This window comes from Pseudoalteromonas sp. S3178, from assembly GCF_005886985.1.
GTDB classification, from domain to species: Bacteria; Pseudomonadota; Gammaproteobacteria; order Enterobacterales; family Alteromonadaceae; genus Pseudoalteromonas; species Pseudoalteromonas carrageenovora.
In genome coordinates, this window is the sequence record NZ_PNCW01000014.1 from 17,591 (window position 1) to 32,291 (window position 14,701).

Below are 14,701 nucleotides of genomic sequence, written 5' to 3' on the forward strand. Positions count from 1 at the left end.
AAGTGCGGAACAAAACCTATGCAGACAAGCAATCCTCTCACAAAACAGTTTTTACTAGCGGCAAAGTACCAAGAAATTCACGCTTTAAAGCAACTGCAAAATAGCTGTGCCTCGCTCACCAAGCTAGGTGATTTTGTGCACCAGTTACAAAAAGAACGTGCTATGAGCAACATCTTTTTGGCCTCAAAAAGCTTACGTTTTAGCAATGAGCTCACACAGCAAATACCCATTACACAAAGCGCTCAAGATACCTTTTATGATTCTCTTAAAACAACCTTTATATCTGATAATGCCGACCCGGGTCATTCAAGGTTATATAATTTAATTACTTACAGCTTACAGGCACTAGACGTGCTACCCGCTTTGCGCCACCAAATAGGCAGACAAAACGTAACGCCTGTACATGCAACTCAATCATTTACGCAACTTATAGCTAGCTTATTAAATATTATTTTAGAAGCTGCTGATGGTGCAAGCGATCCACATGTTACTCGTCTATTAGTTGCTTATTTTAATTTTATGCAAGGTAAAGAATACGCTGGCCAAGAGCGCGCTTGCGGAGCACAAGCTTTTGCTGCGAGTAAATTTACAGAAGATCAAAAAACGCAACTCGCTCATTTTGTTCAAGAGCAAAGCCATAGTTTTTCGTTTTTTAATGAGTACGCAGACGATCATTTACTTAAATGTTATAGCTCACTCATAGAGCACCCTGTAAATAAACAAGTAGATCAGCTAAGAAGTTTGCTACAAAAACTTGATGACGAAAATGCACAGCCTTTATCGCAGCTTAGCGAAGTGTGGTACGAAGTAACCACAACGCGTATTGATATTATGCATAAAATAGAGCAAAACATTAGCGATCATTTAATCGACTCTGCTGCAATGCAAATTGCATGTGCACAACGAAAATTGAATTCCAACAAACAAATACTCAATACCTTAGAGCAACAATATATGCCTGCAACCGACGGGCAGTTAGCGCTTAAAAACAATGAACCGACTAATACAGCGGCAAGCAAGCTCAATAGTAATAAAACCATGTACGACTTAATTTTAGAGCAAAGCCAACATATTAAACAAATTAACCAAGCACTGGTTGATGCAAAACGAGTGATCACCGAGCAAAAAGTGATTCACCAAGCAAAATATATATTAATAGAGCAATTAAAATTAACCGAAGAGCAAGCCCATAAACAATTGCAAAAACAAGCTATGGACTCCCACAGCTCGCTTTACAATGTCGCTCAAAAAATTGTTGAATTGAGTGATGATTAACACAAATTGTTAAGCATCGACTGCATGCGCTGATTTTTTTGGATCGTAAAATGTAAGCGCGTGTATGGTCGTACACTAAATTAAAAGTAAAAGCGTAAAGGGTTATAAAAAAAGTAACCCCAATATCCATTATAAATGCTTGCCAAAAATTAACGTTCAATATGTATGCCATTACCGGAATGGTAAATATAAGCAAGCCACCTTGAAATAAAATTACGTGAAAAACTCTAAACAATAACGAGCGTTTTTCTTTAGCGCCTGTGGCCACTCGGTCAAAAAACCAGTTAAAAATAAAGTTCCAACACATAGCAATTGTCGCAACAATAATCATAGTGCCCGATAAAGCCCCAATTGCATGATCTGTAAATAGCGCTAAACCTAAAATTGATAACGACACGGCTAAAACCTCAAACAAAACTGCCTGGAATACTCGCTCTGTTGCCCCCATTTTCTCTGTCATAGTGTCCTCTTTTATGTCTTAATATTTAAGTGTAGTAATAGTGACAGATTTATAGAGATACAAAAGTTAGCAACCATCACTTATAGTGATAAGATGAATATATCGTGCTAAATAAAGTAGAATCAAATGTACAGCTTAGAGCAACTAAAAATATTTGTAACCGTAGTAGAAACTGGCTCTTTTTCAGCAACAGGGCGAAAGTTAAATCGAGCGCAGTCGGGTATTAGCCAAGCTATTTCTAATCTTGAAATTGCAATAGATCAACCATTGTTTGACCGTAACAAAAACACTCCCACTTTAACAAAAGGTGGAAAAACCTTACTCCCTTTGGCTTATTCAATACTGCACCAACAAACTTATTTCGATCAAAAAGTTGAGTCTCTTGCTAAAAACTACGAGCAAGACGTAGTAATAGCTATTGACGAAAGTATAAGTAACCACGGAATATTAAAAATAATAGCCCCCCTTGCACAGCAGTACCCTATTACAAACTTTGAGCTAATATCGGTCACTACGTTTGATGTAGAAGAGCTTGTAAAAACAGGTAAAGCGCAAATAGGTATCATATATAGTGATGGTGAATTAAAGGTAGATATGGACTTTTTTTTGCTAGGCCAAGCTCGTTTTTTAACGATTGCGTCACCGCAACATGCGCTGGCTAAACTTAGTAAAGTAAATAGCAGTGACTTAAAAGCACATAGGCAATGTGCTCACCGTAGCCTTAATCAATCAGAGTTATGGTTTAGCTACGCTATAAGCGCTAAGGTGTGGTACGCAAATACCCATCAAACGCTCATAGATTTGGTAACACAAAATGTGGGCTGGGCGTTGGTACCTGATTTGGCAATAAAGCAACAACTTAAACAAGGTAACGTTGTTGCTCTACCTGTAGTACATGAGCAAGGCGGTTGGCTAACGCCTGTAGGCTGTGTGGTATCAAGAAGTAAACCTACAGGCCCAGTAACCGAAAGTTTACTCACCCTTTTACAGCAACATTTTTTAAAAGAAGATGGTTGGCAAGCCAAAGCTTAATAACACTTATAAAGCGTTATATACCGAGTTTCTTTTTAATTTTAGTTTGCCACTCAAGCGCAAGTTCGGGGAGCTCAAGTGCTGCGAGTAATACGCTTTCATAATCTGGATATTGTTTATCAAAAAACGCCTGAAACAACGTTTTTACTGAAATGTTATGCTTAGCTTTATGAACAATGGTGACTGCATCCCCTGTTTTAGCCATACCTGGCTCAAGCACTCTAAAGTAAACACCCGTGTGGTAATACTGAGTAAACAATTTTAGGCTTTGTTTATTATTAAGTGCAATGGCAAGCTTAAAGCACGGCACTCGCGGCTGGCTTACTTCAAGCAGTGCAGTACCTACACGAATACGATCGCCAATATGAGTATTAGCTTCATCTAGCTCTGATATTGTAAAGTTCTCGCCAAAGGCACCTACTGCTAAATCATCATTCTCAAGGGTGTGTTTCCAGTAAGCATAATGATTATGCGAAAACGCATAAACCGCCTTATCTACCCCGCCGTGGTTGACTAAATCGGCTTGTTCATCACCTATTATACTTAGCTTTTCAATAACAACAGGCTCATTGGTTGGCGTTTTAAAAATACCGGTTTTAATGGCTTTTCCGTTATGAACAACCGTTTTTATTTTAGAGATATTGGTAGAGATTATTTTCATCTTAAACCTTTGATTATAGCTAAAAGTAAGAGTGCGTAAGTTTCATCATTCATCCTTGATGATCAACAAAGTAAGGTTATAAGTCAAAAATATATAACAAAGTTAAAATAAGAAACACTACAAATACAGGGGTAAGTACATAGAAAAGGATATTTGCTATGATTCTGTGTTTTTCTCTATAGCGAAGCATGCCATTATATGTCGCTCTAAAAAGTGGGAATGTAATAAAAGCTCTAAAAGTTACCCATGAAACTAAACTGCAGTGAAATTTTATTTCAAACCAAAACTGTTCCGGATTAATATTTAAAGATTGACTCGGCGAGCTTTTGGACCCCATTGACCAGCCAGTTAATAGCTCTAACATAATTATAAAAATAAATAGAGCCGCTATCCAAAGGTAAGCTGACTCTATTGATTCTCTTTTTGAGATAAATTTTTTCATTAATATTAAATAAACGCATTTATATAGGCTTACACAGACCTACTTTTCCCACTTGTTTAACGCTTGCTTGTCGCTTTGTTTAAACTCAACCCAGTTTGATGAGTCTTTAAAATGCTCTTTTTTCCAAAACGTAGCGTGGTTTTTTAAGTAATCCATTATAAATTGTGCGCCTTCAAAGGCGGCTTGGCGGTGGCGGCTGGTTACGCCAACAAATACAATTTGCTCACCAAGGGCTAAATAACCGACTCGATGAATAATGCTTATGCGAGCAAGTTGCCAGCGTGTTTGCGCTTGCTCGGCTATCGACTGCAGTAGTTGCTCAGTCATACCTGGGTAGTGTTCAAGCTCAAGCGCGATTACGTTATCGCCGCTACTAAATTCTCGCACAAGCCCTGTAAACGTCACTACGGCACCATCACTTTTGTTATTACTACAAAGTGCGCCATGTTGCTCGCCTACTGAAAAATCCATCGTTTGTACTTTAATACTTATACTCATTAGCCACCTGTAACGGGTGGGAAAAAAGCAAGTTCATCCCCTGCTTTTACAAGCTCATCGCTTGATGACATAGTTTGATTAAGCGCACACAATACATCACGCTCTTCAAGCCATGCCTGCCAATGCGGGTTTTGCTCAACCAGCATGTGTTTAAACGCTGCAATGCTAAGGGTGTGCGCTATATCAACGGTTAACTTATCGCACTTTAGGCGTTCTTTAAGTTGGCCAAAAAACAGCACATTTACATGCCCTGCAGCTGTATCATTTAAATTAATCTCGCTGCCAGCTGCCATGCTTGCCTCCTGCTTTTTGCGTTACACGCATACCGTGTATTTCCATAAGCGGATCGGCGGCTTTACACATATCAAATAGTGTAAGGGTAGCCACGGATACAGCGGTGAGCGCTTCCATTTCCACGCCCGTTTTGCCCGCCAATTTACAGTAGCTAGTTACTTTAATTTGGCTATGTGCTTCATCAAGCTCAAAATCAATAGCTACTTTACTAAGTGCAAGCGGATGACAAAGCGGAATTAAATCGGCGCACTTTTTAGCGCCCTGAATACCCGCAATACGGGCAACGCCTAGCACGTCACCTTTTTTATTTTGATTAAGCAAAACTTGCTCAAAAGCTTGTTTGCTCATTTTAATGTAGGCCTCGGCAGATGCATCGCGCAGAGTAACCTCTTTTAGCGATACATCAACCATGTTTGCTTGGCCATTTTCGTCTACGTGGCTCAGCATATTATTGCTCTCGCGATTCGCATTTTTTACCAATGGTAATGTGCGGGGCAAAGTTACATGGCTTATGCATTGAGTCTAACTGATCTTTTATAATACCTGTCCAGGCTGTTTTACATGCGCCCGTAGAGCCAGGCATACAAAAAATAACTGTGTTATTGGCAAGGCCTGCCAACGCACGCGATTGAATAGTTGAGTTACCTATTTCGCCGTACGAAATATGTCTAAATAGCTCGCCAAACCCATCTACGCTTTTATCAAACAGCGGTGCAAATGCCTCTGGTGTAGAGTCGCGCTCGGTGAAGCCCGTACCACCGGTTACTAAAATAGCGTGAATGGTGTCATCGGCAATCCACTGCGATGCAACTGCTCGCATTTGATAGACATCATCTTTAACTATGTCTTTATCCGCTAAGTGATGACCAGCCTCGCTAAGGGCTTTAATTAAATAATGGCCTGAGGTATCCGTAATTTCATCGCGTGTATCGCTTACTGTCATTACGGCAATGTTTAATGCTATTTGTGACTCAGTTGTGTGGCTCATAGTGTTCTTCTCAATAAATTAGGTTTGTGTTGGTCAAATTGCTCGTTAACAGCTTTAAATTGCGCCGGTGTATTGGTATTAACAAGTGCGTGCGCTTTATTACATTTTAGCGTTTGCACACCAATACTACGGGTAAACTGTTTAATTGATTTATGACTATTTGCGTTTATGAGTAATTGTTTTAAATGACGTTTAACGCTTTGGGTGTTACGAATATACAGGGGTAACGGTTCATTTTCAAAGTGCCACGCATGTATTTGTGGCTGATTTGTTTGAAAGTGGGAGTTATCGCTTCCTGCAGATGCAATTTGCGATAATAACGTGCACGTAAGCAATGGCATATCAACAGCGGTTACAAGTATATCCTGCTCTGTTGCCATTAAGGTTGAATAAATCCCGCCAAGCGGGCCAGAATCTGGGTATATGTCAGGTATATATTGCCCATTAGCACTTTTTACATTACGACTTATAAGTACATTACTAGCTCCTGCAGCTTTTAATAATTCACATGCATTTTGTAGTAATGTTTTATTTTTTAAAATGAGATTAGCTTTATCGCTACCCATTCTGGATGATTGCCCTCCGGCGAGTACAACCCCTGTAAACACTGTTTTATTGCTCATTTTAGCCGCCCAGCATAGCTAAATGGGTTGTGGCGCCCGTTAAGCGCTTATCAAGCTCATGACTAATGGTTTTATTGCCCATTGCTGCTTGAATAGCGTTTACAGTGGCTGGTGTATCTTGCGCATTTAAATGCGGGCGTAAGTCTATTCCCTGCTCAGCAAATAAACATAAATGTAGCTTGCCTAATGACGAAACTCTTAATCGGTTACAGCTTTTACAAAAATCTTTACTGTAGGGCATAATTAAGCCAATTCGGCCCTCAAAATCAGGGTGACAAAACTCCTCCGCAGGGCCGTTTAATTTACCTCTCACTACCTGTAACCAACCTTGTGCTAAAAGCTGCGTTTTAACACTTAGCCCGCTTAAATGATTTTGCTCAAAAAAGGCGGCACCATTGCCTGTTTCCATTAATTCGATAAAGCGTACCGTTACTTTTTTATGCTTCACCCAGTCTAAAAAATCCTTCAATTGGTTTTTATTAAACTGCTTAGCAAGCACTGCATTTATTTTTATATCTTTTATGCCCAGCTCAATTGCCCGGTCTATACCTTTTAGAATATGGGTTAGCTTGTCGTGCCCTGTAATTAATTTAAACATGCTTGGGTTTAAGCTATCAATACTAATGTTTAGCGCATCTAAGCCAGCATTGTAAAACTCATCAATTTTATTAAATAAGTTAAAACCATTCGTTGTTATGGCTACTTTTTCTATGCCTGGCGTGTTTTTACATTGCTTTATAATATCGGTTACATCACTGCGTAAACACGGCTCGCCGCCTGTAATACGGACTTTTTTTGTGCCAAGTTGCGCAAACGCATTTACTAAGGTGTTTATTTCGCTTTTATTTAAAAAGTTACGCGGGGTATCGCACTGATACCCGTTTGGTAAACAATAGGTGCAACTAAAGTTACACACATCGGTAATTGAGAGGCGCAAATAGTTAAACTGCCGACCAAATTGATCATTAAGCATATGCTTCCTTGGTGTTTATGTTATTTTTTCTAAAGAGCACTTTAAATGACAACCGCAACATCAATACTGTTAGCGTTTTTTGTACCATGTTGCTTTATTAATTGGCTTAACTGCGTTTTACACGAACCACAGTTAGTGCCGCATTTTAATTTAGCCCCCAACTGATCCACTGTATTTGCACCACTTTTAACGGCATTTATAATGGGCTGCTCACGTACTTTAAAGCAGCTACATACTTGTGCGCCTTGGGTAAACTCTTCATCGGGGGTGGCATACAGCAATGACTGTAATTGGCTAAAGGATATTAAAGTCTCTGCAAATAAATGGTTTATCCACTCAAGTGATATGTCTTTTTGAGCTGACGAAACAACCGCAACAAACACTAACTGCTCGTTTTGAATACATTGAATATGCATTGCTTTTGCACTGCCCATTGCCGACCACTGCCCTTGTAACCCTGTCAGTGTTTGGCAATAATAAAGTAAGTCATTTTGTGCCTCATTAAGTGCTAATTGGTAGTTAACACAATTACTTGCGTTAACTTTAAGCCAAAAATCACTGGTTATTTTAAGCTCTGTTTTGCTAAAAATTTGCATGTACTGAGCATACTGCGCTTTAACTAAATCAACGGCACCATGTTTGCATTCAGCTTGGCCCGAAATAGGGTCAACAACCGATTGATAAAGCCCACTTACCGTAGCGGATGAGGCAAATTGCTTGTTCCAGTGAATAGGCATAAAACACTCGCCTTTACGCACGGCATCCGTTACTTTTGCATGAGCTGTAACCTGCCCAGTTTTAGCATTGGCAGTTATTAAATCGTTTGCTTTTATATTTAGTCTGCTGGCATCAATGGGGTTTATTTCAATGTATGGGCGGGTTATATGAGTAGAAAGCGCTGTACTTTTTCCGGTGCGGCTCATTGTATGCCATTGGTCGCGTATTCGCCCTGAGTTCATTACAAAAGGGTAATCGCTTGATGTTTGCTGCACAGGAAGCTTGGGCGTTATAGGTATAAAGCGGGCTTTTTTATCTGCGGTGCTAAATTGTTTATTAGCAAAAACCTGCCCGTTTTTATATGGCTCATTTTTTAGTACCGGCCACATAACGGGTTTTAAGTTATCGTATTGCTGCTGCGAAAGCCCCACTAACGCTGATAAATTTAAGAGCCTCTCACCGCTATTTTCAAAATCAGTAAGTTGTGCCCATTCTTCAAAAATGCCACTTGGGTCTGTAAAATCAAATCCTTCAAAGCCCATTTTTTGGGCAACTAAACACATTATTTGCCAATCGTTTTTAGCCCCTGAGAAAGGCTCAACTAGCGGGCGTTGCCTTGATATCCTGCGTTCTGAGTTAGTCACTGTGCCGTTTTTTTCGCCCCATCCAGTTGATGGAAACGCCACATTAGCAAATTTTAGCGTATCACTTTTGGCAATACAGTCAGACACAACCACCAGCTCACATTGCTCAAGTGCATTTTGTATTGCTGCGTTATTAGGTAGGCTCACCATAGGGTTGGTTGCCATTACCCAAATAGCTTTTATTTTACCTTTGGCGATTTCATCATACATATCAATAGCATTACACCCTGCTTTTTTAGCTATTGTTGGTGATTGCCAAAAACGCTGCACTAACTGTTGATGCGCTTCGTTTTCAATGTCTAAATGTGCTGCTAATTGATTTGCTAAGCCACCTACTTCACGCCCACCCATTGCATTAGGTTGCCCAGTTATTGAAAACGGGCCACAGCCAGGTTTTAACAATTTACCTGACGCTAAATGCGCATTTATGATGGCATTACATTTATCAACCCCTGAGCTTGATTGGTTAATACCCATTGAATAAAAACTAATAGCGGTTGGACTTTTTGCAAATAAGGCGTAAAAGTCACTGACTAACTGTGCGTCGATATCACAAAAGTCACTTACCGCTTTTACACTCCACTTTTTAGCCTCTGCAAGCGCTGTTTCAAAGTCATTTGTATGCTCGTTAATAAATTGCGTATCTAAATAGTTATGTTCACTTAAATAATTAAGTAAGCCGTTATAAAGAGCCCCGTCGCTGCCTGGTTTTATATTTAAAAAGGTATCGGCAAGTTCGGCTGTATCGGTTTTTCGCGGGTCGATAACCACTACTTTCATGTTTGGATTAAGCTTTTTTGCGCGCTCCATACGTTGGTAAAGCACCGGGTGAGTCCAAGCTGCATTCGAGCCAATTAAAATAAGTAGCTCAGTTTGCTCTAAATCTTCGTAAGTGCATGGTACTACGTCCTCACCAAAAGCACGTTTATAACCGGCAACCGCCGATGACATACACAGCCTTGAGTTTGTATCTATATTGCCTGAGCCTATGTAGCCTTTCATTAATTTATTGGCAACGTAGTAATCCTCGGTGAGTAACTGCCCCGATACATAAAACGCAACCGATTCCGGCCCATGCTCTTTAATAATGGCGTTAAATCTATTAGCAACATATTTTGTTGCAGCATCCCAACTGGCAGGCTCATTATCAATAAGGGGGGATGTTAAGCGGTTATCACTGCCGGTGGTATCAAGCAAATGCGTGCCTTTAACACACAAACGGCCAAAATTAGCGGGGTGCTCGCGCGTGCCTTCAAGTTTTGTTGGGGTATTATTTAATAATGAAATATCAACCCCGCACCCTACACCACAATAAGCGCAGGTAGTTTGTTTAAGCAAAGGCGTGTTTGAACAAGTGTTTAAAGTTTCCATACTGCTCTCATATTGTTAGCGTTAAGCGCTCTGTGATACAGGTTCATCTACAGGGATAAGGGTGGCTATTTTATTATTAAGTGCACTACTAATAACGCTTTGCACTAATTTTTCACAGCCTCCACAGCCAGTACTTGCTTTAGTGACTTGCTGCACATCACTTAAATCTCTAGAGCCTTGCATAACAGCGTGTTCAATGGTGTGTTTTGTAACCTTGTGGCACGCACAAATAATGGCATCACTTGGTAAATCATCAGCGCTTAGCTCACCAGTATCTCCTGCAAGCGGCATTATTAAAGACTCTGCGGGCACACTAAGCTCTATACTATTTAAGTGATACTGCAATAAGTTATCGTATTCGCTGGTATCGCCAACAAGTACAGCACCTATAAGTTTGTTGCCTTGCTCATTAGTGACTACTTTTTTGTAAATACCGTTTGGCTGATCTTCAAAGTAATAGCTAATTGCGCCTTCACTGCGTGCATGGGCATCACCAATTGAGCCCACTTCAACACCCATTAATTTAAGCTTGGTGCTCATATCAGCACCGCTAAATTCATCAGTATTGTTTGAATAGTTGCTTAAAGGTGTGTTTGAAGCTGTACTTGAAGAAAGCTGTTTTAAAACATGCCCCGCCGCTACTTTTGCCATAGCGTAGCCCGGTGCTACAAGGCCAAAAATAAAGTTATTCCAAAGGGCGCATTCGCCTATTGCGTATATGTTTTTATCACTCGTTTGGCAATGGTTGTTTATTACAATGCCGCCGCGCTCACCTAATTCTAAATTAAACTCGCGAGCTAAATTATCATATGGGCGAATACCGGCTGAAAATACAATCATGTCGGTTTTTAGGGTTTGCCCCCCCTTAAAGCACATTTTATAACGGCTGTTTTCACCTTCAATAATTTGCTCTGTAGCCACTGAGGTATGCACTGTAACGCCGAGCTCGGTAATTTTATTTTTTAGTAACCGCCCACCAGCACCATCTATTTGTACGCCCATAAGTTGTGGCGCAAATTCTATTACATGGGTTTGTAAACCAAGCTGTTTTAACGCATTTGCAGCTTCTAGCCCTAATAAACCGCCACCAATAACCACACCGACTTTACTACCTTGTGCTGATTTTTTTATAGCGTGTAAATCGTTAATGGTTCTGTAAACTAGGCAATGCTCACGATCTTTACCTGGAATGGGTGGCACAAATGCAAATGAGCCTGTCGCCAGTATTAGCTTGTCGTACGCAAATGATTCGCCTTTTGAGGTAGTCACCGTTTTTGCATCACGGTTTATATCAACCACTTTAGAATGAGTATGAAAACTAACTTGCCAATCTTGATAGGTTTTACTGCAGGTAAGTGCTAAATCTTCTTCGGTTTTGCCTTTAAAAAATGACGAGAGCTGAACGCGGTCATAAGCGAGGCGGTCTTCACCACTGAGTACTGTAATATCAACATTTTTGCTATCACCTTGTTGCGATACTAGCTGCTGTACAAAATGATGCCCGACCATTCCGTTTCCTACGACGACAACACGCTGCTTGCTTGGCATTAAAATCACCTGTTTGATTTAAAGTACTAAATGCATAGATTAATACTTCAAACGTATAATTTGTTATGTAGTTGTTATAGCAATATGCAAGCCAGATATATAAATAATATATTTCAGTAACTTAACCAAATTGGTGCAGTAAAAAAGAAGTGAAAGCACCACAAGCTGGCGCTATTGCACCAACTTGTAACGCTTTAGATTAAATAACCAGAGTTCAGGTTAAATACTTAAAATTTAGCGCTTACCCACACCCATAGCTTTTGGGTATCGACTTTGCCTGCCGCGCTATCGCCTGCTGAATAATCAGCATATTTAGCGCCTACGGCATAGGTTTTATTAATAGGCTTAACGTATTGCACATTAAGCTCCGAGCCTAAATCATCAACCCCATTGACGCTGTCGTTTGCATCAAAGTTGTGATACGCCACTAACCATTTACCGTCAAAGGCTTTACCATTTAAGCTTATATAAGTGTCATCAAGTCCTTGTGCAGGAGTTGCTAAAAACGTATCAGCCCAACCATTAAATTTATGCATTGTGGCAAGCGGCGTAGCAAAACCATAATCGCCATTATCAGAACCCAGAGACTCAATACCGGCTTTTAATGTAACGGTTTCAATGCCTAAACCGCCTAAATCAATACCGCCTGCAAACGCATAATAATCTGCGTCAAAATCACTCATGCTAGTTGATGCAGATTGCGTGGCGTACTCTGCTTTGTAGTAAAATTTAATATCGCTGAGCGTTTTATTACCATTAAAAGAAACACCATAGGTATCTAAGCTGTCATCATCTACTGCGTCGTTACTTAATAAATAACTGTATAAAACCACCTTACCTACGCTTGTTTTAAAACTTGCATTGATCAGGTGATCTGATGAATCAATATCTTTGCTATCAGCAAATATACGGTTGCGCTTGCTTATGTAGCTATAGTGCAAGTTAATATCATTAAACGTGTAATTTACTGTTGCAGCATCAAAAGTCTGTCTGTCTTGCCTAAAGCCAACGTGGCCCACAAATCGTTGTCCATCAAGCGCTATTACTTGCCTACCCACTTTAATTGATAAAGCATCTTTCGCGTATTTTATAAAACCTTGGTCTACTTCTGTGGTTTCTGGGTCGGCTATTACTGAGTAATTGGTATTTTTACCCAGTGTATTGTTGTAATCGTCTACACCTAACACGCTTCGGCTGTCTTCAACTTCAATAAGTGCAGAAAAACCATTCACTTCATCTGTTTTATGGGTAAGGCGTGTACGTAGCGTTAAGCTACTTGCATCTTTTAACGCGTTATCTTGCTCTGCGCTTTCAAAACGCAGTCTAAAGTTAAGATCGGTTTGCGCCGCTTGACTTATTGAAGGCGCAGTTAAGCTACCTAGTATAAAAATAATAGGTAAGTTTTTTTTATGATTGAACATGTTTATCTCTTAATTTTTAATTATGAGTACACACACCAAGGCTATAAACAAACACAACGAAATACTTTTCCAGACTAAAACCGGATCGCGTTTCATTATTGAGTCTTTCGGGGCGGTACTTTTTAAATATGGATTAGGTTTATTGATATCACTTATAAATTCAGAAAATGCGTGGTATCTAAATTCGGGTTTGGGAGCCAATGCTTTCATTAAAGCCTGATCTAACCAAAACGGGATATCTGCTCTGTGTTTACGAATACTTGTGTATTGCCAGTGACTGTAATCTTTTGGTACGTGATTATGCGCGAGTGGCTGATACGGCAATTTTGAACATAATAATTCATACGCAACAACGCCTAGCGAAAATAAATCACTCTTAAAATCGGCGTGCATAGTAATAAGCGTCTCTGGTGCGGTATAATCTACCGTACCTTGCGGGCAATCATCAGCAATTTGCTTTACCGACTCATCCATAGCCGCAACACTTACCGTGCCATAATCGATTAATGTTACTTTGCCGTGAGCGTCTATCATCACGTTATCGAGTTTTAAATCGCGATGCACCATATCCAAACGCTGAAACGCTCTAAGTGCTTGTACTATTTGTTCAATAATACTGCGCACTTGGGTAATTTCTGGATGCGGCACATCATGCTTCCAATCACTCAGTGTTTGCCCGTCCATGTATTCGCAAATATGATATAAAAATCGGCTTTGCGATTGCGTATTTAAAACCTTCATTACATTGGGATGATTAATACGTTGCCCCACCCAGCCTTCTCTTATAAAGCCTTGAAGGTAGTGCACATCGTCTTCAAAATTTACCGAAGGCGCTTTTAATACAACAGGAGGCGTATCGGGTGTTTTTTGTACTAAATAAATGTGCGAGCGGCTACTAGCGTGTAATTCACGGATAACAGTAAAGTCATCAATTTTTTGGCCAACCTTTAACGGTGGCGGAATTTTTCGCCGAGTTAAAGAGTGATATAACTCGTCTAAATTTTGTTTTGCAATACTATTCACTTTTACAAGTAAGCAGCTTACGTTGTCATCACTGCCTCTTGCTATGGCAAGCTCTGTCACTGCTTTTGATGCGTGCTCTAAATTAGTATGCTCATCAATTAGCTTTTGTATATCACTGTATGGCAACACATCGTGTACACCATCGCAGGTAAGTATATAAATATCATCAGCTTTAAGTTCAACTTCGTATACATCAATTTCTTGATGTAGTTGTGCGCCTAAAGCTCGCGTTAGGGTATCGTTTACTTTATGGTCGCGTGTTATCGCCTCCATACTTTTTGCACGTAAACGCGTAATTCGGGTATCACCTAAATGAAAAATATAACCCGTGGCCGATTTTAAAATAAGCGCTGTAAACGTGGTCATCCAATCTGCTTGGCGCTGGCCAAGGTGATTGTAGTTAACCGATTGCGAATACAGCCACTGATTTAAACTGGCCAATACCTTAGATACCGACTTTTTAACGGCCCAACTTGGCGGTGTATTTAAATACTCATTTATAAAGTGCGTTACCGATAACTGTGACGCTTGTTTAGCATTTTTTGCTGATGAGCACCCATCGGCCAAGCAGGCAATAACCCCTTTTGACTCTTTTTCTTGCGCTTGAGTATTAAGAGCAGCAAACGCATCTTGGTTTTCGGTTTTTATACCTTTGCTACTGTGCCCACCAAACTCAACGTTAAGTTCGTTTGTAAGTGCGCTGGCTTTTTGGGTTTCATCAAACATAAGGT

14 protein-coding genes are annotated in these 14,701 nt (G+C 40.1%); 2 read left to right on the plus strand and 12 right to left on the minus strand.

Going from position 1 to position 14,701, the window contains the following annotated elements; genetic code table 11:
- The first annotated feature begins 18 nt into the window (after positions 1-18).
- Positions 19-1,275, plus strand: coding sequence for a nitrate- and nitrite sensing domain-containing protein (locus CWC11_RS03225; protein WP_138681532.1), 1,257 nt, complete (start codon positions 19-21; stop codon positions 1,273-1,275).
- Here CWC11_RS03225 and CWC11_RS03230 read toward each other — a convergent pair.
- Entirely contained in the window at positions 1,211-1,735 is a 525-nt protein-coding gene (locus CWC11_RS03230; RefSeq protein ID WP_212748080.1) for a PACE efflux transporter, read from the minus strand. The two genes, CWC11_RS03225 and CWC11_RS03230, sit on opposite strands and share 65 nt — an antisense overlap.
- A 126-nt stretch (positions 1,736-1,861) precedes the next feature.
- Here CWC11_RS03230 and CWC11_RS03235 point away from each other — a divergent pair, with 126 nt between their 5' ends.
- Complete coding sequence (locus CWC11_RS03235; protein ID WP_138681533.1) at positions 1,862-2,767, plus strand: LysR family transcriptional regulator; 906 nt, start codon at positions 1,862-1,864, stop codon at positions 2,765-2,767.
- A gap of 16 nt (positions 2,768-2,783) precedes the next feature.
- Here the strand turns inward: CWC11_RS03235 and CWC11_RS03240 are convergent, their stop codons facing one another.
- The 11 genes from CWC11_RS03240 to CWC11_RS03290 all read right to left on the minus strand — a co-directional run bounded on the left by CWC11_RS03240 (position 2,784) and on the right by CWC11_RS03290 (position 14,696).
- On the minus strand, positions 2,784-3,428 hold the full coding sequence (locus CWC11_RS03240; RefSeq protein WP_138681534.1) for an MOSC domain-containing protein: 645 nt from the start codon (positions 3,426-3,428) through the stop codon (positions 2,784-2,786).
- A 481-nt stretch (positions 3,429-3,909) separates the two neighbouring features.
- Positions 3,910-4,368, minus strand: a complete 459-nt coding sequence (gene moaE, locus CWC11_RS03245) for a molybdopterin synthase catalytic subunit MoaE (protein ID WP_138681535.1) — start codon at positions 4,366-4,368, stop codon at positions 3,910-3,912.
- Positions 4,368-4,661: a MoaD/ThiS family protein gene (locus CWC11_RS03250; RefSeq protein WP_138681536.1), complete on the minus strand. Its 294-nt coding sequence runs from the start codon at positions 4,659-4,661 to the stop codon at positions 4,368-4,370. Before CWC11_RS03250 ends, moaE begins: the two co-directional genes overlap by 1 nt.
- The gene (gene moaC, locus CWC11_RS03255; RefSeq protein ID WP_138681537.1) at positions 4,639-5,109 is read right to left on the minus strand and encodes a cyclic pyranopterin monophosphate synthase MoaC; all 471 of its coding nucleotides are present in this window, start codon (positions 5,107-5,109) and stop codon (positions 4,639-4,641) included. Before moaC ends, CWC11_RS03250 begins: the two co-directional genes overlap by 23 nt.
- A gap of 1 nt (position 5,110) precedes the next feature.
- Positions 5,111-5,650, minus strand: a complete 540-nt coding sequence (gene moaB / locus CWC11_RS03260) for a molybdenum cofactor biosynthesis protein B (RefSeq protein ID WP_138528494.1) — start codon at positions 5,648-5,650, stop codon at positions 5,111-5,113.
- The gene (locus CWC11_RS03265; RefSeq protein WP_138681538.1) at positions 5,647-6,273 is read right to left on the minus strand and encodes a molybdenum cofactor guanylyltransferase; all 627 of its coding nucleotides are present in this window, start codon (positions 6,271-6,273) and stop codon (positions 5,647-5,649) included. The genes moaB and CWC11_RS03265 overlap by 4 nt, the downstream gene beginning before the upstream one ends.
- Before the next feature lies 1 nt (position 6,274).
- Entirely contained in the window at positions 6,275-7,246 is a 972-nt protein-coding gene (moaA, locus tag CWC11_RS03270; protein WP_138681539.1) for a GTP 3',8-cyclase MoaA, read from the minus strand.
- Positions 7,247-7,287: 41 nt separating this feature from the next.
- Positions 7,288-9,978 (minus strand): nitrate reductase, encoded by a 2,691-nt coding sequence (locus tag CWC11_RS03275; protein ID WP_138681540.1) that lies wholly within the window; start codon positions 9,976-9,978, stop codon positions 7,288-7,290.
- A gap of 21 nt (positions 9,979-9,999) precedes the next feature.
- Positions 10,000-11,526, minus strand: a complete 1,527-nt coding sequence (locus CWC11_RS03280) for an FAD-dependent oxidoreductase (RefSeq protein ID WP_138681541.1) — start codon at positions 11,524-11,526, stop codon at positions 10,000-10,002.
- Positions 11,527-11,753: 227 nt separating this feature from the next.
- Positions 11,754-12,947, minus strand: coding sequence for an alginate export family protein (locus tag CWC11_RS03285; RefSeq protein WP_138681542.1), 1,194 nt, complete (start codon positions 12,945-12,947; stop codon positions 11,754-11,756).
- A gap of 9 nt (positions 12,948-12,956) precedes the next feature.
- Positions 12,957-14,696, minus strand: coding sequence for a bifunctional protein-serine/threonine kinase/phosphatase (locus CWC11_RS03290; RefSeq protein WP_138681543.1), 1,740 nt, complete (start codon positions 14,694-14,696; stop codon positions 12,957-12,959).
- Positions 14,697-14,701: the final 5 nt, after the last annotated feature.